Below are 2,393 nucleotides of genomic sequence, written 5' to 3'. Positions count from 1 at the left end.
ATGTTAGAGCTATATTCGTAGGGATTAAAAATAGATGACAATTATTGGAAAAATAAGAAGTTAGGCCGATTTAAAAATAGCCCAAATTAAATCTGACTACCATCAACATATTGCTAATAGTCAGAAAAAACTTGGGGTAATAAAAATAACTTATAAAGACTTACAGATTATTTACATGTCACGCTATTATTTTCAATCGTGAAATTATAACAATTCTCACGTTCCTCAAACATTGACATCACATTAAATAATGAGCCGATTCTATTTTTAAGCACAAACCTTGCGTCATCCGTATCATTAGTCACATCAATTTGATCAATCAACTTAGACAATAGTTTATACGCATTCACTCGTTCAACCGGAATATCAAACTGAGCTAATTCACCCGCATTTTGAATTCTCAAGTAGTCTGTCGATAAATCGTGTCCTTCAAAGCTCAGGTCAGCAATATCATAACCACGTTCTTCAACCAAAGATTTCGCTTTGTTTGACGCCACATTCCACGCTTTCCAAGAAACACTTACAGGAGCCTCAATCTCACAAGCATAACTCTGTTCCCAGCCAAGTAAACGTCCAGCTTCGCAGAAGCTCACATCTTCTTCAAGCAAGGCCAAAGTCATCATATCAGTAATCGTCATGTTAGCGATAATGTCTTTAGACTCAGGTTGCATATCCTCCTCAAAGAATCGATTTCTAGCAAGAGCTCGGATATGGAAGTTATTCATTTCACCGTAGTTTTTCGCGTCCAGAATTTCAGGATTCCAACTTGCACCAGCGGCCAGCTCTTTTTTATAGATTGGGAACAAAGCATCATAGTTCGCAACCTCATCAAGCAACACAGTTTCAACGTCTATCGTTTGATCTGCGTTCATTGTAAGTACTTTGTAGGCTGGCGTGTAAGCAGCAAGTGAAGGTGACTGAATATTTACCAGCCCACTATCGCCATTTTTTGCTAACGTGGTTGTGTTATAGTGCAAATGACCATTCACGTGAACCTTTAACCCGGTATCTACTAACGTTTGGGTTGTATTATCGGTTGGTACACGCCTTACATTTTGTGTCCCCGGAAGGAAGAACTGCTGGATGTCATCTGACGCACCAACATAATAGTCATCCATCGGATAGTGGCTAAATGCAACTAGGGTTTTATTGTTCTGCTCTGCTCGTGATACAACATCCGCAATCCACTCAACAATATGCTCTTTGTGAGTTATAACTTTGTTCCAACCTGCATTACTCGAACCTTCAAAACTCTCTGGATGAGTAAGATCAACATCACCCTTAAGTGGCACATTTACATTTGAGTCAATTGAAAGTAACCAGAAACCTTCAACAGGCTCAACTAGGTAGCTGGTATCACCAACATCTACACAATTTGTATAGTTATCCTGTTTGTACGCCCCACCGGTTCCTTCTGCACAGATCTCATATTGACGGTTATTGAATGCCGTCTCGTTTAGGGCCTGCTCAAAGCTATAATTTGTTTTCAGTTCATCAGAAGTAAATGGTGTTTCGTAATATAGGTTGTTCTCTTGAGGATAAAATCCTTGCTCTTTCAAGTGGGACATCACCCCCTCAGTTCCCAAGTGAAGAACTTCATCGGTGCAAATTACATCGGCATCGTTTTGACAAAGATCGTGCTGCAAACTGAATATGCCCTGCTCGCCATAACCTGTGCCTAGGTAGTCACTTTTCCCTCTTGGTCGATCAACAGGGCGTTCTGGATCATGATTACCAGGAGCGGCAAAAAATTCAATCCCGTGTTTTTCACGGTACTCATCAAGAATTCGTACTAAACCACGTAGGTGCACCGGTTGACCGTCATCAGAGAAGTCTCCCGGTAAGGCGATATACTTAATTCCACGCTCTACGGCGCTATCCAAAGCTGCAATTAAAGCAAAGTAGTTCTCATTAAATAAGCGTGTCGAGCCTAGTTGAGCACCCATTGTACGTATTGTCGCTATATCGTCAGTGCCCGGTACTGGTACACCTTTGAATGAACCATCATCAAAGCTTCCATAGACATCATGAAAATGAATATCAGCCATAAAAGCAACTTGGAGCGGACTCGAAGAGTTACTATCGCTTTGCGCTGTTGCAGAAACAGAAAATAAGCTTGCCAGTGCTACGGCAATAATGTGCTTTTTGTACATAAAATATACTCCTAAAAACTAAGCAATGGTCTTTATTACAGGTTAACTTGATCAAACTACACTAAGCCGCATTTTGCGCACTCTAGAGAGAACGTCATAAATAAAGTAATCGTGCAGAACAAAAGTAATAAATATATTTAATTATAAAATAATTCGTACAACCCAATAATAATTAGGTATTGGGTTGCTTTTCATTACAATATCTCTGTAAAAAAGCCTCCGCAGAGGCTTCTTATTTAA

General features: G+C 39.9%; 1 protein-coding gene. It reads right to left on the bottom strand.

Going from position 1 to position 2,393, the window contains the following annotated elements; genetic code table 11:
* Positions 1-167 precede the first annotated feature (167 nt).
* Entirely contained in the window at positions 168-2,153 is a 1,986-nt protein-coding gene (locus L4D78_RS28155; protein WP_428469982.1) for a metallophosphoesterase, read from the bottom strand.
* Positions 2,154-2,393 lie beyond the last annotated feature (240 nt).

Source organism: Photobacterium minamisatsumaniensis, assembly GCF_050336695.1.
Taxonomy (GTDB): domain Bacteria; phylum Pseudomonadota; class Gammaproteobacteria; order Enterobacterales; family Vibrionaceae; genus Photobacterium; species Photobacterium minamisatsumaniensis.
This window is presented reverse-complemented; position numbering and strand designations above follow the sequence as displayed.